The organism is Ensifer sp. SL37, from assembly GCF_026672675.1.
In the GTDB taxonomy this organism is placed as follows: domain Bacteria; phylum Pseudomonadota; class Alphaproteobacteria; order Rhizobiales; family Rhizobiaceae; genus Ensifer; species Ensifer adhaerens.
Genome location: NZ_JAPPRN010000006.1, coordinates 2,580,759 through 2,597,007, shown reverse-complemented (window position 1 = coordinate 2,597,007; position 16,249 = coordinate 2,580,759). Strand labels below are relative to the sequence as shown.

Below are 16,249 nucleotides of genomic sequence, written 5' to 3'. Positions count from 1 at the left end.
CCCCAATCCGGAACGCGCCCTAGCTTGTGCAGTCGAAACGGGTCAGATCGACCCGATGGCACAAGCCTGGAGCACGCCCGTGACCGACCCGGTGATTGACTGGCTTCTCGCATCGGATCCCGCAATTCGCTGGCAGGTGATGCGCGACCTGCTGGACGCCCCAGAGTCTCTATGGAAAGCCGAACGGGCCAAGGTGGAGACCGAAGGCTGGGGCGCCAGGCTTCTCTCGCATCAGGATGACGATGGGCAATGGGCGGCAGGCGCCTTCATTCCCGCCGGTTTCGACGCGCACGAGTGGACCGAGCACGGCCAGCCCTGGACGGCAACGTGCTTTTCGCTGTCGCAGCTGCGGGAGTTCGGTCTCGACCCTTCGTCCGATCGGGCCCGACGAACCGTCGACCTGATCGGCGCCAATTCGCGCTGGGACGAAGGCGGCCAGCCCTATTGGCAAGGCGAAGTCGAGGAGTGCATCAACGGCCGCACCGTTGCCGACGGCGCCTATTTCGGCGTCGACGTTTCGCGGATCGTCGACAGGCTCGTCGGCGACGCCCAGGCCGATGGCGGCTGGAACTGCGAACGGGCAAACGGTTCGCTCCGGTCCTCCTTTGCCACCACCATCAACGTGCTCGAAGGCTTGCTTGCGTTCGAAAGGGCGACCGGTGGCACGCCACAGTCCAAGGTGGCGCGCCGGGCCGGCGAGGACTATCTGCTCAAGCGCCATCTCTTCCGCCGCCTGAGCACGGGCGAAGCCGCCGACAAGCGCTTCCTGTGCCTCTGCCACCCGAGCCGCTGGCGATACGACATCCTGCGAGCGCTCGATTACTTTCGCGCCGCGACGCTCCTTTGCGGTGCGGCACCTGATCCACGGCTCAGCGAAGCGATCGGCCATCTGCGTTCGAGGCGACTCGAAAACGGCGCATGGCCACTCGACTGGCGCCCCGCCGGACGCGTGTGGTTCGACGTCGATGACGGGGTCGATGCCCCTTCGCGGTGGGTGACGCTCAAGGCGATGCGCGTGCTCAAATGGTGGGACGCCCACTTGCGGTGAAGGCGGCGCGCCTCAGCGCAGTCCGCATCCATCACTCACCTGGGCCTATGGGCCGCCAGAAAGATCCGCACCGCCTCCGACGCATGGGCTCGGAGCACCTCCGGCGTCGGAATGGCGCTGTCTCCGAGCAGCATGGCGTCATTTACCGGCCCGCCCATGACCAGCCAGTTGAAGAACCCGCCGGCGACCTCGGCGTCCTTCACCCGAATGTCGCCCTTCTCGCCATAGCGCCTGAAGGCGACCGCCAGCCGCCGGATCGAGCGCATCGGCCCGCGCTCGTGCAGCGCTTCGCCAAGCTGCGGAAACCGCTCCACCTCGGCGATGACGAGACGGCGAACCTGCATCAGCCGCGGCGTCATCACGATCGTCAGCAACTGCGTGGCATAGTCGAGCAGGAAGTCCTCGATCCGCTCGTCGCCATCGGGATCGGCCACCTGCTCCTGGAATTCGTCGCCTGCTCCCCCCGTCATGCTGCGCACGACTTCGAGAAACAGCGCCTCCTTGTTCTGGAAATGGGAATAAACCGTCTGCTTCGACACCTCCGCCGTCGCGGCGATCTCGTCCATGTTGGTGCCGAGAAAGCCGTGCTTGAGAAAGAGATCACTGGCTGCAGCCACGATCAGTTTGCGGGTGCGCTCCATGCGCGTCTTTGCGCCATTGCTCAAACCTGCCCTCCCCTGCCGTATCTCACCAAATCACTTGGCTTACAGAATAGGCCAGTCGGATTGACAAATCAAACTGGACGGTCCAGTCTAGTTCGCGAAATCGGATCAGGAGATGGCCATGGCCAAACCACAGGAAAGACATCGCATTGCCGCCTGCCGCTGCGGGTTAGTTGCCTTTGAAGCCGCCGGCGAGCCGATCGTCGGCGCCGCCTGCTACTGCACCAGTTGCCGCACCGCCGGCGAGCGTTTCGAGGCCTTGCCGGAGGCGTCGCCGGTCATGGAAGCCGACGGCTCGACGCGGTTTGCGCTCTACCGCAAGGACCGGATCCGCTGCGTCAGGGGCAGCGACCTTCTGCGCGAACACCGGCTGACGCCGGAAGCGCCGACGCGCCGGGTCATCGCCAGCTGCTGCAACTCGGCCATGTTCCTGGAATTCAAGGGCGGTCACTGGCTGAGCGTCTACAATCAGCGTTTTGCCCCGGACGAACAGCCGCCGCTCGAAATGCGCACGATGACGAAGGATCGCAAGGCCGGCGTCGAGTTTGCCGACACGCTGCCGAGCTACAAGACACATTCGGGCCGCTTCATGTGGCGGCTTTTGACCGCCTGGGCGGCGATGGGATTCAAGGCGCCGAAGATCGACTATGTGAAAGGCGAGGCCAATGGCATCCCAGGCTGAGAAGATCGAGATCGAAAACATCGTCTCGCCCGGCCACAAGTACCGTGTCGACCGGGTGAAATACGAGGCGATGCGTGAAGCCCTGCTCGCGGTGCTGCCGCCCTCAGCACCGGGCCTGACCGTGGCGGACGCGAAGGAGCAGCTCCTGCCGTTGCTGCCGCAGGACCTTTTCCCCGGCGGAGCGAAGGCGGGCTGGTGGCTAAAGGCTGTACAGCTCGATCTCGAAGCCAAGGGCACGATCGAGCGCGAAGCGAGCAAGCCGCTTCGCCTGCACAGGAAGCCATGAGGCAGGCCGATGGCCGCCGGGCAGTTCTCCGGCTGCCACTCACTATTCATGAGGCCTGCTAGTCCTCTGGCTCGGTGGTGAAAAGCAGCGGGAAACCCGCTTCCTTGGCGAGATCGGTTGCTTCCTTGGCCTTGGTTTCGGCGATGTCGCGGGCGCAGACGACCACCACGCAGCTCCCCATCTTGTGGGCCGTCATCATCACCCGGTAGCCCGCCTCCTCGCTCATATGGAACACGGCCTTGAGCACGCCGACGACGAACTCGCGCGGCGTGTAATCGTCATTGAGCAGCATGACCCTGTAAAGCTTCGGCCGATCGAGCTTCGGCTTCACCCTCACTTTGACTTTTCTGGCAACCTCGTTGTCACTCATCGGAACCACCCCGTTGATGACAGATTGGCCGGCACCACCGCGGGGCAGAACCGCCTCGGCGCACCGTCAGACGCACCGGCGCCGAAGGCGCACTATCCTACGGGCGCAGGTGCCGATCAAGCAAAAGCGAGCGCACGGACGCAGGCGGAGATCAGCGCCTCCCCCAATGGCCGACGAACATCGCTGCTGCTTCGTCATAGGAGCGGGCTTTTTCCAGCGCCGCCCTTGCCTCTTGCTTGCGCGCCAGCAGCGCATGGAAGAAGCAATGCACGAAAAGCGGGGCGTCCGCCCCCTCCGGCGAGCCGTCAGGCGCAACGTAGAGGGCCGCCCCTCCCTTTTTGACAAAGGCATCGCCATAGCGCTTGCCACCGGTCTCGCAGCAGGTGCTGAGCACGATCTTGCCGTCAAGCCTGGCATGTTCGGCGATAACGGCGGGCGGCAGGCTGCCCTCGATCAGCATCGAGGTGTCTATTTCCTCGATGTATTCGCCAAAGAAGAAGCCGTTCTCGTCGCCGTGGCCGGAAATGATCAGGTGCTGGTGAACGAGCTCGCCGCCGGCGAGCAAGGTCAGGAAATCGCCTGGTGTCCCCGGCAGATGCAGCGTGACGACGGCGCCCATGCTTTCGAGCGTCGCGCGGATCAACAGCGCCTCGAGTGTGTCGCCAATATCGACGACGGCAACCGGCACGCGCGGAAACAAGAACTTCTGGTCGATCAATGCGGGGGCTCCTCAATTTCTTGGCCGCCGAACAGGGCCGGCGAAAATCCGAGCGCATATGCGGCCCGAAGAGCACGCGTTCAACGGCCTCGACCCCTTATTTACCGTGAACAGGGCCTGCGCCCTTGACCGGAGAGCGCCCTTCCCGCATAGCCACGCCAACGGAATTTTAAGATACGGACGAGACCCCATGGGCTTCAAATGCGGTATTGTCGGACTGCCGAACGTCGGCAAGTCCACGCTCTTCAATGCACTCACCAAGACGGCAGCGGCGCAAGCGGCCAACTATCCCTTCTGCACCATCGAGCCGAACACCGGCGAAGTGGCGGTGCCGGATCCGCGCATGCGCAAGCTTGCCGACATCGCGAAGTCGAAGGAAATCATCCCGACGCGCATCTCCTTCGTCGACATCGCCGGCCTGGTGCGCGGCGCGTCGAAGGGCGAAGGCCTCGGCAACCAGTTCCTCGCCAACATCCGCGAAGTGGACGCCGTGGTTCACGTGCTGCGCTGCTTCGAGGATGACGACATCACCCACGTCGAAGGCCGCATCAACCCGGTCGCCGATGCCGAGACGATCGAGACCGAGCTGATGCTCGCCGACCTCGACAGCCTCGAGCGCCGCACCGAGCAGACCCGCAAGCGCGCCGGCGGCAAGGACAAGGATTCGATGGCACAGCTTCCGATCATGGAAGCCTCGCTGAAGCTTCTGCAGGAAGGCAAGCCGGTCCGCACGCTGCTTTCGACGCTCGATGCCGAAGAACTGCGCATCCTGCAGGGCCTCAACCTCCTGACCGCCCATCCGGTTCTCTATGTCTGCAACGTCGCGGAAAGCGATGCCGTCGACGGCAACGAACACACACGCGCGGTTGCCGAAATGGCCAAGGCGCAAGGGGCGGAAAGCGTCGTAATCTCCGCTGCCATCGAGTCGGAAGTGGCGCAACTGCCGGAAGAAGAAGCCAAGGAGTTCCTGAGCGCGCTCGGTCTCGAAGAAGCCGGTCTCGACCGACTGATCCGTGCCGGCTACAAGCTGCTCGACCTCATCACCTATTTCACCGTCGGCCCCAAGGAAACGCGCGCCTGGACAATCCAGCGCGGCACCAAGGCTCCGCAGGCTGCCGGCGTCATCCACACCGACTTCGAGCGCGGCTTCATCCGCGCCAACACCATTGCCTTTGAAGACTACATCGCACTTGGCGGCGAAGTGGGCGCCAAGGAGGCCGGCAAGGCCCGCGACGAAGGCAAGGAATACGTCGTCCAGGACGGCGACGTCATCCACTTCCGCTTCAACACGTAAGACCTGTCGGTCTGATCCCGCACTCAAGGCGCGGGATCAGAGCGCATCAGAACTTGATACTACGGCGCGGCATGCAACCGCGCCGTTATCGTTTCCGGCAAGAGGTCGATGACCATGCGGCGCAGCCGCTGCCAGAAAATGCCGATGAACAAGACCGTTACCCCGACGACCGCAAGGGCGATGAAGACGTAACTGTCGAGCGATGCATTGGTCTTGCTCAGCACGGTCCAGATCGCGCCGCCCAGCGACAACAGCCCCGATGTGACGAAGGCGCGGCGGTCGATGACGAGCCCGACCAGCATGAACACGGCGACGATCACAATGGCGGAAGCGGCCTGATTGAAGCTCGCCTGTCCGTCCCACCACGTTGCACCGCCATTGACCAGGAACACCAGTCCCATCAGCGAGTAAAGCAGAGCCGGCGCGGCTGCGAGATGCAGCCAGAAGGCGATGTCCGAACGGGTGGTGAGCCGCTGCGGGTCCGAAACGTCGTAGCGCATGGCGATCGCGAAGACAGCCAGTGCCCCGACGAGCAGGGTCAATGGAAGCAGCAGGACGTAATCGGGGTTGGCCACGTCGATACCGAGGGCCCTCTCGAATGCGAGCAGGACCGCCACCACGCAGGTGAGCGCGATCGACAGCACCAGACCGGCCAGCGCAAGCGGAACGCGATAGCGCCAGTAGAACAGCGCCAGCGGGATCGGGAAGGTAGCAACGTAGACCAGGGTGAAGGTAAGCGGGTGCCAGGTGTCCTCATGATCGTCCACCAGCCACATCGACGTCATTGCGACCCAATGGACGAGCGCGAGCGTCAGCACCACCGAAGGCAGCGCCAGACGCTGGCGCCGCACGAGAATTTCCGCAAGCACGAGAATGACCGGCAGCGTTGCAAGCGGACCGGTCAGGCCCCACAGGCCGATGAGCACGACCACGATGCCGATGGTGATCAGGATGTCGTGAAAGCCTCTGATGAAGCGCGGCTGTTCGCTGTCTTCCGCCGCCCGCGCATCGAGCGCGGCGTCGGCCCTGTCGGCCGCGGCATCCGATGCCGCCGGTCCGAAACGGAAGCCGCGACCAGCCAGATAGACTTCGAGATCGCGCACCTGATGCGCGGATATGATGCCTTTTTCGGCTGCGCCCGCGAGCGCTCTGTTCAGTTCGGTCACGCGCTTTCCTCAGTCAAGACACGAGCGGATGGGACGGATTATCAGCTGGTTGCATGGACAAGAGCCAAGCGCAACCGCGAAACGTCGCGAGCGACCTGCGATGTTGCGCATCTCCGCTCAAATCGATTCCGCTTCCGGAGATTATGCAGTAGGTAATGCGGCAACAAATCAGACGGGACAAGGCAAGCATGCTCTACTTCGAGGATTTTTCCGAAGGCCGGCGGTTCGACTACAAGCCGGTCGAGATGAAGCCACCGGAGATGATCGCGTTTGCCAGCGAATTCGATCAGCAGCCGATGCACCTCGACGAGGAAGCGGGAAAACGCAGCATTCTTGGTGGTCTCGCCGCCTCCGGCTGGCACACCAGCGCCATCGGCATGCGCATGATGCTCGACGCCTTCATGGGAAACTCCACGTCCCAGGGCTCGCCCGGCATCGATTTCATGGATTGGAGGAGGCCGGTCGTTGCCGGCGACGTGCTCTCGGGCTTCAGCATTGTGCTGGAGGCGCGCCGTTCGAGGTCGAAACCCGATCTCGGCATCGTCAAATTCCGAAACGAAATCAATAACCAGGCCGGTGAACCCGTGGCGGTTTCCGAATGCTCGGTTCTCTTTCGCTGCCGCGACAAGGGCAAAGCCTGATGATGACGATGGAAGAATTCTACGCGGCCAAGAGCCGGACCGTGATCGGCAGCCTGACCTTTACGGCCGAGGACATCATCCGGTTTGCCACCGACTTCGACCCCCAACCCTTCCATCTCGATGCGGAAGCGGCGCGGCATTCGCTGTTTGGCGGCCTTTGTGCCTCGGGCTGGCATACCTGCGCCGGGTGGATGCAGTGCTTCGTCAAGTTCTGGCGAAACGAGCAGCGGCGACTTGCCGCCGAAGGCCTGAAGGCGCCGAACCTCGGCCCCTCGCCCGGATTTCGTGACCTGAAATGGCTGAAGCCCGTCTATGCCGACGACACGGTCACCTACTTCGTCACGTTTCTTGAAAGCCGGTCGCTTGCTTCAAAGCCCGGCTGGCGGGTCAACACGATCCTGTGCGAAGGCGAAAACCAGCACGGCGAGGCGGTGATCCGTTTCGAGAGCAAGGTCATCGAGTTCGTCTAACCGGACGAAACCGGCCAAACACCATCATTTCTTAAAATCGCCTTTCGCCGGGTGTACACTCTCGGGATAAAGGTTGCGCGCCCTTGGCCGCGCCCGAGCGGCTTGCGGGCAGCGACCATTGCTAGCGGAGGAGCGGCTATGGAAAAAACCCACGCCCGCGAACTGGCGGACGAATATCTGCGTCTTGGCGGTCACCGTCGCGTCGTCATCGATGATAACGAAACATCGGTGAGAAGCTGGGAAGACGAGCCGCCGGAAGCCGAAAAATTCTGGCTCACCGAAGTGGAGACATTGTCGCCGGCAGCCCAGCGCGAAGTGCAATTGATGCTGCGGACGATCAACCGCATGTAGGCCAAAGGAAGGGCGCGGTTCCCGCACCCATCCCGCAACGACCAATCAGTGGCCCTCGAACTCGATCAGCGTGCGGACATTGACGCCGAGCGCTTCGAGTTTCTTGCGCCCACCGAGTTCAGGCAGGTCGATGACGAAACAGGCGGCGACGATCTCGGCGCCCATCTGCTTCAAGAGCTTGGTGGCCGCTTCCGCCGTGCCGCCGGTCGCGATCAGGTCGTCGACCAGGATCACCTTTTCGCCTGGCTGGATCGCATCCTTGTGCATCTCCATCTCGTCGACGCCGTATTCCAGGCTGTAGGCGATACGTACGGTGTCGTGCGGCAGCTTGCCCTTCTTGCGGATCGGCACAAAGCCCGACGAGAGTTGATGCGCGATCGCACCACCGAGGATGAAGCCACGCGCCTCGATGCCGGCGATCTTGTCGATCTTGGTGCCGGCATAGGGATGCACCAGTTCGTCGATCGCGCGGCGGAAGGCGCGCGGATTGCCGAGCAACGTGGTGATATCGCGAAACATCACGCCCGGCTTCGGATAGTCAGGAATGTTCCGGATGGCGGCAATCAGTTCCGATTGAACGGTGGAGGTCATGGGCAAAAGGGCCTTTGCGTCTCTTGTTACCGCAAACCCATAACACCATCGGCCCGCTTGTCTATAACGGTTTCTTGTCGCGCGTTCGGTGGGAACAATTGGCCGTGCCGGGGGTTGATGCTACTCTGACCGTGCGGTCGCCCGACCGGCGCGCCGCGCTCTCGCATCAAACTTACACAGGGAAGGAAGCAACCATGCGCCTGTTTGAATGCGGTTCCCTCGTCCCGGGTTGCGAATGGCACACCCGAGCCGACAACGATGCCGAAATCGTGCGCCGCGTCGTCGACCACATGCGTGAAACGCATGGCGAGACCGTCATCCGCGAAAACATGATCGACAACATCAAGGCCCGGATCACCGACGAGTCCAAGGCGGCCTAGCCGTCCGGCCAAGGCGGCTTAAGCCGTCCGGCCAAGGCGGCCTGATCAGGACGGCTGCACCATGGCTTCGAGCCGGGCGACGAGGTTTGCCCGGTCGAGATTGAAGTTGCGCTCGATCCAGAGATTTTCGAGTTCGCCGAGGATTTCCCCCACACGCGGGCCGGCCGGCACGCCGGCCTTCAGCACGTCACCGCCATTCAGCGGGAAGCTTGGCCGCTTGAAGGCCTCGGCCCGTGCCAGGAGCCGCCGCAGCGAAGCGGTCTCGGACAAAAACGCCGGGTCGCCTTCCGACTTGCGCCGCGCTGTTGAGAGCGCCAGTCGCAGTCTTACGACGATCCCTTCCACGCCATGACGATAGAGCAACCGATCGAATGCCGTGTCGACGATCGTCGCCGGGACCGCAGGCGCCTTCGCCCAGCGGCTGAAATAGGCAGCCTCCGCCTTCGAGACACGCAGACGCTCTGCCATCGCCTCCAGACGCTCCTCATCCGGCGGCACGATCGCGGAAAGGCGCAGAAGCGGGTCCGGCTTCCAGCCGAAGGCCCGCTCGGCGGCAACGAGTTCCGGGATTGCGTCGATGCCCCATTTCTCGGTTTCCGGCAGGATTTCGGTGAGCACGCCGGCCTGGCGCATCCAGAGCAGCGCGCGGCCGGGATCATCGGCCGAAAGCAATTTCTTCGTTTCCGCCCAGACCCGCTCGGCCGAAAGCGTTGCAAGCTTCGAGCGCGCACGGGCACAGGCACGCAAGCCGTCGGCATCCGGCCGGCCGCGGCCGTAATGGGCGAAGAAGCGGAAGAAGCGCAGGATGCGCAGATAGTCCTCGGCGACACGCTCGCTGGCATCGCCGATGAAGCGCAGCGTCCGCGTTTCGATGTCGGCGAGCCCCCCGACATCGTCGAAGACGTCGCCGCGGTCGTTGGCGTAGAGTGCGTTGATGGTGAAGTCCCGCCGCTCGGCATCGGCCTTCCAGTCGGTGCCGAAGGCCACTTCCGCACGGCGGCCATCGGTCGCAACGTCACGGCGAAGCGTCGTGACCTCATAGGGCGTGCCGTCGATGACGAGCGTCACCGTGCCATGGTCGATGCCGGTCGGCACCACCTTGATGCCGGCCGCCTTCGCCCGCTCGGCGACTTCGTCGGGGCGCCAGGTGGTCGCCATGTCGATATCGCCGGCCGGCAAGCCCATCAAGCTGTTGCGCACTGCGCCGCCGACAACCCGGACTTCGCCGCCGTCGACATTGAGCACATCGAAAACGCGACGCAGAGAAGGCGTCGAGAACCAGCCTTCGCCAGCAACCGAGGTCATGCATAAAGCCTTTCATAGAGCATGCGCAGAATTCCGGCGGTGATACCCCAGATGTTGCGGCCGCCATAGGGCATCCGGTAGAAATGCCGTTCCTCGCCCTGCCAGTGGCCACTGCCGCGATCGTGATTGCCGGGGTTCATCAGGAACGACAGCGGCACCTCGAAGACGCTTTCGACCTCTTCCGGGTTGGGCACGAGCTCGAAACCCGGCTTGACCACCGCCAGCACCGGGGTGATGCGGAAACCGGACATGGCCATGTAATGCGGAAGCCGGCCGATGGTTTCGACGAAGCGCGGATCGAGCCCGATCTCTTCCTGCGCCTCGCGCAACGCCGCCACTTCGACCGACCGGTCTTCGGGGTCCACGGCACCGCCCGGAAAGGCGACCTGGCCGGAATGCTTGCGCAGGCTGGTGGTGCGCTGCGTCAGGATAACCGTCGCATCGTCGCCATCATCGACAACAGGCACCAGGACCGCGGCATCCTTGAGCTTCAGCGTCTCCAGATAGGGCACGATGCCCGGATTGAGCAGGAAGTCGCCGTGCTCGCGCCAGGAGGTCTCGATCGGCCCACCCATCTGGGTCAGCGCCCGACGACGAAACTCGTCGGCTGAGAAGGGATGTGCATTCATCGGGAAAGCGCTTCCAGCTCGGCTGCCGGCATGATCGGGAAGACCGCACCGCCCGAGCGCACGCAGAACATCTCGGTGCCGTCGATCGCAACCGTCTCGCCGAGCTCGACGATGTCATACATGACCGGCCGCGACACCAGGGCTTCCAGCCGCCCTCGCACATGCAGGTAAGGCTTCAGCTCGCGGTTCTCGCCATGGATGACGAAGCGCAGCGGATGCTCCGGCCCGGCTTCGACCACGTCGCCGACATTGGTGCGGAAGGTCAGGACCTGCCCCTCCTCCCCCTCGGTCACGCTCATCTCGACGGCGACAAAGGGCGCATCGACGATGCGGATGCCGACCTTTTCCACAGGCGTGACGAGATAGGTGCGCCCATCCTCGTCCTTGCGCAAAACGGTGGAAAACAGCCGCACCAAGGGCTGCCGGCCAATCGGCGTGCCCAGATAGAACCAGGTTCCGTCGGCGCGGATCTCCATGTCGATGTCACCGCAAAACGGCGGATTCCAGCGGTCCACCGGTGGCAGGCCGCGCGCTTTTTCGCCGGTCTGCCCGGCGGCACGCGCAATCAGGGCCGCCAGTCCGGCCGCATCGCCGGTTTGCTGAATTTCGGCTTCTGCCATTGTTCCGTCCCGTTTGACCTCGATTTTGCATCGAGACCTTTGATATCTCACGAGATAGTGCGTCGGCGCCGACTTGTCAGCCGTCCGGCAGGGTCTAAATTGGATTTTGGCGACTGAAATCCAGGCTACCGCATGATTCCTTGAATCGGGATCGATCTAAGGACAGGCGTCATGCGGCGGCTCAATATTACAGCGAGCCTGGCGCGCTCTATAAGGACGCGCGGCGCTGTAGGGGCGATTCGGTTTAACAACGGGCGACCGGGGAGTATGACCATGAGTGTGATGAAGGGCGCGGCTGACGCGATCGACGAGAAGGCGATTGTCGCTGCGGCCGAAAGTGCGCTGGGCGAAATCGCCCGGGTGCGTGCGGAAGTCGGCAAAGTCATCTTCGGCCAGGAAAGCGTCGTCGAGCAGACCCTGCTTGCCGTTCTCTCCGGCGGTCACGCGCTGCTCGTCGGCGTTCCCGGCCTTGCCAAGACGAAGCTCGTCGCCACGCTCGGCACCGTGCTGGGGCTCGATTCCAGCCGCGTACAGTTCACGCCCGACCTGATGCCGTCGGATATTCTCGGTTCCGAAGTGATGGACCAGGACGGGGCCGGGCATCGCTCGTTCCGCTTCATTCCCGGCCCCATCTTCACGCAGTTGCTGATGGCCGACGAAATCAACCGCGCCTCGCCGCGCACCCAATCGGCACTGTTGCAGGCCATGCAGGAGTACCACATCACGGTTGCCGGCGCCCGCAAGGACCTGCCGGCGCCCTTCCATGTTCTTGCGACCCAGAACCCCCTGGAGCAGGAAGGCACCTATCCCCTGCCCGAGGCGCAGCTCGACCGTTTCCTGATGCAGGTCGACGTCGGCTATCCGGACCTTACGGCCGAGCGGCAGATCCTGCTCGAAACCACAGGTGTCGGCGAAGCGACCGCCCACCCGGTCATCGATGCCGCCCGGCTGCTGCAGATCCAGAGCCTCATCCGCCAGATGCCGGTCGGCGAGAAGGTGGTCGACGCCATCCTTTCGCTGGTGCGCTCCGCCCGCCCCGGCAACGGCCATGCCGCGACCGACAAGAACGTCGCCTGGGGTCCAGGCCCGCGCGCCGGCCAGGCGCTGATGCTCTGCGCCCGTGCCCGCGCGCTCTACGACGGCCGTCTGGCGCCTTCGATCGACGATATCCTGGCACTGGCCGAACCGGTGCTTCAGCACCGCATGGCGCTGACCTTCGCCGCCCGCGCCGAAGGCATGACCGTGCGCGACGTCGTCGCCGATCTGGTGAAGCAGGCCAGAGGCTGACGCATGGCCACCGTCGGGCACATAGTCTCGCGTACTCCCGCCAGTGAAGTGCTTTCACGAGCGCAGCAGCGCGCCATGCTCGTACCCGATTGCCTGGTCGAGGCGCGACGGATCGCCAACACCGTAATTTCCGGCTGGCATGGCCGGCGCAAGCGCGGCATCGGCGAGAATTTCTGGCAGTTCCGGCCCTATTCGGACGGCGAGAGCATGTCGCGCATCGACTGGCGGCGTTCTGCCCGTGACGACCATACCTACGTGCGCGACCGCGAATGGGAAGCCGCCCACACCATCTGGCTGTGGGCCGATCTTTCGCCGTCGATGATGTACAAGTCGAAGCTCGGCACCGTGTCCAAGGAGAGCCGTGCGCTGGTGCTGATGCTGGCGCTCGCCGAAATCCTCGCGCGCTCGGGCGAGCGCATCGGCTGCCCGGGCATCATGGAGCCGGTCTCGGCGCGCAACGCCGCCGAACGGCTTGCGACCGCCATCATGCTGAGCCCACTTGCCGAGGGCCTGCCGGAAACCGGAATGATCCGCAGCGCCAGCGACCTCGTGCTGATCGGCGATTTTCTCGATCCTGCCGAAAAGATCATGGACCGCCTCGGCCCGCTGGCCAGACGCGGCCTGCGCGGCCATGTGGTCGAGATCGCCGACCCGGCCGAAGAAGTGTTTCCCTATTCCGGCCGGACCGAATTCACCGACCCGGAGACCGGCGAGAAGCTGACCGCCGGCCGCGCCGAAGTGCTGCGTGAAGACTATCAGCGCGCCTATATTGGCCGCCGCGACACGCTGGGCGTGACGCTGCGCCATCTCGGCTGGACCTTCACCCCGCACAAGACCGACCGGCCCGCCTCCGAGGCGCTCGTCGCCGTGCACACCTATCTCTCCGGCATGCCGGGACGCGCGACCCACGGAGGCCAGCTATGAGCGGCCTCGCCTTCCTCTTCACCAATCCGGCCATCCTTGCCGCCCTGGTTGCCCTGCCGGTCATCTGGTGGCTGCTGCGGATGACGCCGCCAAGGCCGTCGGCCGAAGTCTTCCCGCCGCTGCGCATCCTCGCGTCGGTGATGAAGCGTGAGGAGACCCCGGCGCAAAGCCCGTGGTGGCTGACGCTGTTGCGCATGCTGATGGCCGCCGCCCTTATCCTTGCGATCGCCGATCCGGTGATCAACCCGCGGCAGAACACGCTTTCGTCAGCCGGTCCGCTTGCCCTCGTCATCGACAACAGCTGGGCGACAGTCTCCGACTGGAACCAGCGGGTCGAAGCCGCCGGTGCGCTGATCGACGACGCGGAAGCCAAGGAGCTTCCCGTTTCGATCGTCTTTACCACCGACCGCCAGCACGACGCGACGCCCGCTTCCGCCGCCGCGGCGCGCGACCGCCTGGCCGCCGCCCAGCCGCAACCGCTGCCGGCCGACCGAGAGCGGGCACTCGCTGCCATAAAGGCCGCGCTTGCCGGCTCTCCGCCCGGCACCCTCGCCTTCCTCAGCGACGGCATCGAAGCGTCGAATGGCGGGACGATGCAGCAGATCGCAGAGCTCGGCGCTACGAATGTCCGCCGGGTCGAGGGCAATGCGGAAAGCGCCATCGCGCTAACGGCAGCGACCAACGAAAACGACGGAATGCGGGTTACCGCCTCGCGCCTGCCGCTCGGCGAGCCACGCGCCTATTACGTGCTTGCCCGTGACATTCGCGGCACGGCGATCGCCGAGGGCGAGCTTCGCTTCGCGACGGGCGCCACGACGGCGGATGCCTTGCTGAAGGCGCCCTTCGAGCTGCGCAACGACTTCGCACGTCTGACGATCGAGGGCCAGGCGACGGCCGGCGGCCTGCACTTGCTCGATGACGGCAACCGCCGCCGCCGGGTCGCGCTGCTCAGCGGCGAGGTTCATCAGTCGCAGCCGCTGCTTTCGCCGCTCTACTACATCAAGCGCGCGCTCGAGCCGCATGCCGACCTGATCGAACCCCGCGAAGAGGCGGTCGGGAAGGCAATCGCCGAGCTTCTGGCGCAAAATCCGTCGATCCTCGTCATGGCCGACGTCGGCCGTTTGCCGGACGAAAGCTACCCGCTGGTCACGCGCTGGCTGGAAAATGGCGGCATGCTGGTGCGCTTCGCCGGCCCGAGGCTCGCCGGCGCGCCCGCCGACGACCCGCTCGTACCGGTCGTGCTCCGGCAGGGCGAGCGTACGCTCGACGGCGCGCTTTCCTGGTCGGAACCGCAGCCGCTTGCCGATTATCCGTCCTCGAGCCCCTTTGCCGGACTGGAACGCCCGCGTGACGTGCTGGTAAAGCGCCAGGTGCTGGCGCAACCGACACCCGATCTCACGGAGCGGACCTGGGCCAACCTCGCCGACGGCACACCGCTGGTGACGACCGCCGAGCGCGGCCGCGGCCGCATCGTGCTCTTCCACGTGAGCGCCGATCCGAACTGGTCGAACCTGCCGATCTCCGGCTCGTTCGTCGACATGCTGCGCCGCTCCATCCAGCTGTCGCGCGCCGGCGGCGTTGCCGGCGATCAGCCAAGCAAGGCGCAGACGTTGCCCCCCTATCGCCTGGTGAGCGCCCGCGGCGAACTGACCGGCGACACCGGCAGCGCTCGACCGCTCGAAATCGCACCCGGCATCGCGCCCACCGTTTCCGCCGACACGCCCCCCGGCCTCTACGGCTCGGAGGAAGGTTTCGTCGCCAACAATCTGCTGCCTGACGGCGGCAAGCTCACCCCGATTGCAGGCAATCTCGTCGGAGCGCGGGCCGAAGGACTGGAGGGCGCCCGGCCCTTCTCGATCCGACCCTACCTCTTCGGGCTGGCGCTGGCGCTCTTCGTCCTCGATACGCTGATCGTTCTCTACATGGCCGGCGGTCTTGCCGGGCTGCGCCGGCGCGCAGGCCGCGGCGCCGCGACCGCGGCACTGGTCGCAACCCTTGGCCTTGCGACGCTCGGCCTTGTAGCCGCTCTCGCCCCGGCGATCGCACATGCGCAGGACAGCCAGCCGAGCGACGAGCAGACGCTGCAGCGGCTGGACACGACCCATCTCGCCTACGTCATCACCGGCGAGCAGGAGGTCGACCGCCTCTCCGAACAGGGCCTCATCGGCCTCAGCAACTATCTGACCTACCGGACGGCGCTCGAACCAGGAGCGCCCGTCGGCGTCGACCTCGAACAGGACGAACTGGCCTTCTATCCGATCATCTACTGGCCGGTTTCGGCCACCGCCCCGATGCCGAGCAGCCGGGTCATGAGCCGGATCGACGCCTATATGCGCAACGGCGGCACCGTGCTCTTCGACACGCGCGACCAGTTTTCCTCGCTGACACCGTCGGACGCCGGCGACAGTCCCAACGTGCAGCGCCTGCAGGCGATGCTGAGCGGGCTCGACATTCCGCCGCTGGAGCCGGTGCCCTCCGACCACGTGCTGACGAAGGCCTTCTATCTGCTTTCGAACTTCCCCGGGCGTTATGCGGAAAGCCAGCTCTGGGTCGAGGCCGCCCCCAATGACGACGAAGACCGCAGCAATCGCCCCGTGCGCGGCGGCGACGGCGTCACGCCGATCATGATCACCGGCAACGATTTTGCCGGTGCCTGGGCCGTTGACGTCAACGGCGCGCCGCTCTTGCCGACAGTGCCGCCGGATGAGATGCAGCGCGAATATGCCTACCGCGCCGGCGTCAACATCATGATGTATATGCTGACGGGCAACTACAAGGCCGATCAGGTTCACGTGCCGGACCTTCTGCAAAGGCTTGGACAGTGA

19 protein-coding genes are annotated in these 16,249 nt (G+C 64.7%); 11 read left to right on the top strand and 8 right to left on the bottom strand.

The window, feature by feature from the left end:
- Nucleotides 1-55 precede the first annotated feature (55 nt).
- Complete coding sequence (locus tag OVA00_RS24645) at nucleotides 56-1,048, top strand: squalene cyclase (RefSeq protein ID WP_268089770.1); 993 nt, start codon at nucleotides 56-58, stop codon at nucleotides 1,046-1,048.
- A gap of 35 nt (nucleotides 1,049-1,083) precedes the next feature.
- Here the strand turns inward: OVA00_RS24645 and OVA00_RS24640 are convergent, their stop codons facing one another.
- Nucleotides 1,084-1,713, bottom strand: coding sequence for a TetR/AcrR family transcriptional regulator (locus OVA00_RS24640; RefSeq protein WP_268089769.1), 630 nt, complete (start codon nucleotides 1,711-1,713; stop codon nucleotides 1,084-1,086).
- Between the two features lie 118 nt (nucleotides 1,714-1,831).
- On the opposite strand from OVA00_RS24640, the gene OVA00_RS24635 reads away from it, so the two are divergent.
- Together OVA00_RS24635 and OVA00_RS24630 are read left to right on the top strand one after the other, a co-directional pair.
- Nucleotides 1,832-2,392: a GFA family protein gene (locus OVA00_RS24635; RefSeq protein WP_226020610.1), complete on the top strand. Its 561-nt coding sequence runs from the start codon at nucleotides 1,832-1,834 to the stop codon at nucleotides 2,390-2,392.
- A complete protein-coding gene (locus OVA00_RS24630) occupies nucleotides 2,376-2,678 on the top strand; it encodes a DUF6958 family protein (RefSeq protein WP_060606726.1) in 303 nt (100 codons plus the stop codon). The genes OVA00_RS24635 and OVA00_RS24630 overlap by 17 nt, the downstream gene beginning before the upstream one ends.
- A gap of 58 nt (nucleotides 2,679-2,736) precedes the next feature.
- On the opposite strand, the gene clpS is transcribed toward OVA00_RS24630, so the two are convergent.
- Nucleotides 2,737-3,048 (bottom strand): ATP-dependent Clp protease adapter ClpS, encoded by a 312-nt coding sequence (gene clpS, locus OVA00_RS24625; protein ID WP_034788786.1) that lies wholly within the window; start codon nucleotides 3,046-3,048, stop codon nucleotides 2,737-2,739.
- Nucleotides 3,049-3,199: 151 nt separating this feature from the next.
- On the bottom strand, nucleotides 3,200-3,766 hold the full coding sequence (locus tag OVA00_RS24620) for a hypothetical protein (protein WP_268089768.1): 567 nt from the start codon (nucleotides 3,764-3,766) through the stop codon (nucleotides 3,200-3,202).
- Nucleotides 3,767-3,956: 190 nt separating this feature from the next.
- On the opposite strand from OVA00_RS24620, the gene ychF reads away from it, so the two are divergent.
- On the top strand, nucleotides 3,957-5,060 hold the full coding sequence (gene ychF / locus OVA00_RS24615; protein ID WP_268089767.1) for a redox-regulated ATPase YchF: 1,104 nt from the start codon (nucleotides 3,957-3,959) through the stop codon (nucleotides 5,058-5,060).
- A gap of 59 nt (nucleotides 5,061-5,119) precedes the next feature.
- On the opposite strand, the gene OVA00_RS24610 is transcribed toward ychF, so the two are convergent.
- Nucleotides 5,120-6,226: a hypothetical protein gene (locus tag OVA00_RS24610; RefSeq protein ID WP_268089766.1), complete on the bottom strand. Its 1,107-nt coding sequence runs from the start codon at nucleotides 6,224-6,226 to the stop codon at nucleotides 5,120-5,122.
- A 188-nt stretch (nucleotides 6,227-6,414) separates the two neighbouring features.
- Here OVA00_RS24610 and OVA00_RS24605 point away from each other — a divergent pair, with 188 nt between their 5' ends.
- From OVA00_RS24605 to OVA00_RS24595, 3 genes are all read left to right on the top strand, one after another.
- Nucleotides 6,415-6,867 carry a MaoC family dehydratase gene (locus OVA00_RS24605; protein ID WP_268090364.1) on the top strand — a complete coding sequence of 151 codons (453 nt, stop codon included), beginning with the start codon at nucleotides 6,415-6,417 and terminating at the stop codon, nucleotides 6,865-6,867.
- Entirely contained in the window at nucleotides 6,867-7,337 is a 471-nt protein-coding gene (locus tag OVA00_RS24600; RefSeq protein WP_089045006.1) for a MaoC family dehydratase, read from the top strand. Before OVA00_RS24605 ends, OVA00_RS24600 begins: the two co-directional genes overlap by 1 nt.
- A 138-nt stretch (nucleotides 7,338-7,475) precedes the next feature.
- Nucleotides 7,476-7,688, top strand: a complete 213-nt coding sequence (locus OVA00_RS24595) for a hypothetical protein (protein ID WP_060518722.1) — start codon at nucleotides 7,476-7,478, stop codon at nucleotides 7,686-7,688.
- A 45-nt stretch (nucleotides 7,689-7,733) separates the two neighbouring features.
- On the opposite strand, the gene OVA00_RS24590 is transcribed toward OVA00_RS24595, so the two are convergent.
- Nucleotides 7,734-8,279 carry an adenine phosphoribosyltransferase gene (locus tag OVA00_RS24590; RefSeq protein WP_034788812.1) on the bottom strand — a complete coding sequence of 182 codons (546 nt, stop codon included), beginning with the start codon at nucleotides 8,277-8,279 and terminating at the stop codon, nucleotides 7,734-7,736.
- A gap of 194 nt (nucleotides 8,280-8,473) precedes the next feature.
- Here OVA00_RS24590 and OVA00_RS24585 point away from each other — a divergent pair, with 194 nt between their 5' ends.
- On the top strand, nucleotides 8,474-8,659 hold the full coding sequence (locus OVA00_RS24585; protein ID WP_034788815.1) for a DUF1059 domain-containing protein: 186 nt from the start codon (nucleotides 8,474-8,476) through the stop codon (nucleotides 8,657-8,659).
- A gap of 45 nt (nucleotides 8,660-8,704) precedes the next feature.
- On the opposite strand, the gene OVA00_RS24580 is transcribed toward OVA00_RS24585, so the two are convergent.
- Genes OVA00_RS24580 through OVA00_RS24570 form a run of 3 tightly spaced genes read right to left on the bottom strand, consistent with a single transcriptional unit; the run spans nucleotide 8,705 to nucleotide 11,213 of the window.
- A complete protein-coding gene (locus OVA00_RS24580) occupies nucleotides 8,705-9,964 on the bottom strand; it encodes a CCA tRNA nucleotidyltransferase (protein WP_268089765.1) in 1,260 nt (419 codons plus the stop codon).
- Entirely contained in the window at nucleotides 9,961-10,593 is a 633-nt protein-coding gene (locus OVA00_RS24575) for a CoA pyrophosphatase (protein ID WP_034788821.1), read from the bottom strand. The genes OVA00_RS24580 and OVA00_RS24575 overlap by 4 nt, the downstream gene beginning before the upstream one ends.
- The gene (locus OVA00_RS24570) at nucleotides 10,590-11,213 is read right to left on the bottom strand and encodes a DUF1285 domain-containing protein (RefSeq protein ID WP_034788824.1); all 624 of its coding nucleotides are present in this window, start codon (nucleotides 11,211-11,213) and stop codon (nucleotides 10,590-10,592) included. Before OVA00_RS24570 ends, OVA00_RS24575 begins: the two co-directional genes overlap by 4 nt.
- A 273-nt stretch (nucleotides 11,214-11,486) precedes the next feature.
- Between OVA00_RS24570 and OVA00_RS24565 the strand changes: the two genes are divergently transcribed.
- Genes OVA00_RS24565 through OVA00_RS24555 form a run of 3 tightly spaced genes read left to right on the top strand, consistent with a single transcriptional unit; the run spans nucleotide 11,487 to nucleotide 16,249 of the window.
- A complete protein-coding gene (locus OVA00_RS24565) occupies nucleotides 11,487-12,500 on the top strand; it encodes an AAA family ATPase (RefSeq protein WP_268089764.1) in 1,014 nt (337 codons plus the stop codon).
- Between the two features lie 3 nt (nucleotides 12,501-12,503).
- Entirely contained in the window at nucleotides 12,504-13,424 is a 921-nt protein-coding gene (locus OVA00_RS24560) for a DUF58 domain-containing protein (RefSeq protein ID WP_034788827.1), read from the top strand.
- Complete coding sequence (locus tag OVA00_RS24555; RefSeq protein WP_268089763.1) at nucleotides 13,421-16,249, top strand: DUF4159 domain-containing protein; 2,829 nt, start codon at nucleotides 13,421-13,423, stop codon at nucleotides 16,247-16,249. The genes OVA00_RS24560 and OVA00_RS24555 overlap by 4 nt, the downstream gene beginning before the upstream one ends.

What these genes read in the sequence shown, in the direction of transcription:
- OVA00_RS24595 (WP_060518722.1), top strand. Translation starts at nt 7,476, where the DNA reads ATGGAAAAAACCCACGCCCGCGAACTGGCGGACGAATATCTGCGTCTT.
- OVA00_RS24600 (WP_089045006.1), top strand. Translation starts at nt 6,867, where the DNA reads ATGATGACGATGGAAGAATTCTACGCGGCCAAGAGCCGGACCGTGATC.
- OVA00_RS24635 (WP_226020610.1), top strand. Translation starts at nt 1,832, where the DNA reads ATGGCCAAACCACAGGAAAGACATCGCATTGCCGCCTGCCGCTGCGGG.
- OVA00_RS24575 (WP_034788821.1), bottom strand. Translation starts at nt 10,593, where the DNA reads ATGAATGCACATCCCTTCTCAGCCGACGAGTTTCGTCGTCGGGCGCTG.
- OVA00_RS24580 (WP_268089765.1), bottom strand. Translation starts at nt 9,964, where the DNA reads ATGACCTCGGTTGCTGGCGAAGGCTGGTTCTCGACGCCTTCTCTGCGT.
- OVA00_RS24605 (WP_268090364.1), top strand. Translation starts at nt 6,415, where the DNA reads ATGCTCTACTTCGAGGATTTTTCCGAAGGCCGGCGGTTCGACTACAAG.
- OVA00_RS24630 (WP_060606726.1), top strand. Translation starts at nt 2,376, where the DNA reads ATGGCATCCCAGGCTGAGAAGATCGAGATCGAAAACATCGTCTCGCCC.
- OVA00_RS24570 (WP_034788824.1), bottom strand. Translation starts at nt 11,213, where the DNA reads ATGGCAGAAGCCGAAATTCAGCAAACCGGCGATGCGGCCGGACTGGCG.
- ychF (WP_268089767.1), top strand. Translation starts at nt 3,957, where the DNA reads ATGGGCTTCAAATGCGGTATTGTCGGACTGCCGAACGTCGGCAAGTCC.
- clpS (WP_034788786.1), bottom strand. Translation starts at nt 3,048, where the DNA reads ATGAGTGACAACGAGGTTGCCAGAAAAGTCAAAGTGAGGGTGAAGCCG.
- OVA00_RS24645 (WP_268089770.1), top strand. Translation starts at nt 56, where the DNA reads ATGGCACAAGCCTGGAGCACGCCCGTGACCGACCCGGTGATTGACTGG.
- OVA00_RS24585 (WP_034788815.1), top strand. Translation starts at nt 8,474, where the DNA reads ATGCGCCTGTTTGAATGCGGTTCCCTCGTCCCGGGTTGCGAATGGCAC.
- OVA00_RS24590 (WP_034788812.1), bottom strand. Translation starts at nt 8,279, where the DNA reads ATGACCTCCACCGTTCAATCGGAACTGATTGCCGCCATCCGGAACATT.
- OVA00_RS24565 (WP_268089764.1), top strand. Translation starts at nt 11,487, where the DNA reads ATGAGTGTGATGAAGGGCGCGGCTGACGCGATCGACGAGAAGGCGATT.
- OVA00_RS24555 (WP_268089763.1), top strand. Translation starts at nt 13,421, where the DNA reads ATGAGCGGCCTCGCCTTCCTCTTCACCAATCCGGCCATCCTTGCCGCC.
- OVA00_RS24560 (WP_034788827.1), top strand. Translation starts at nt 12,504, where the DNA reads ATGGCCACCGTCGGGCACATAGTCTCGCGTACTCCCGCCAGTGAAGTG.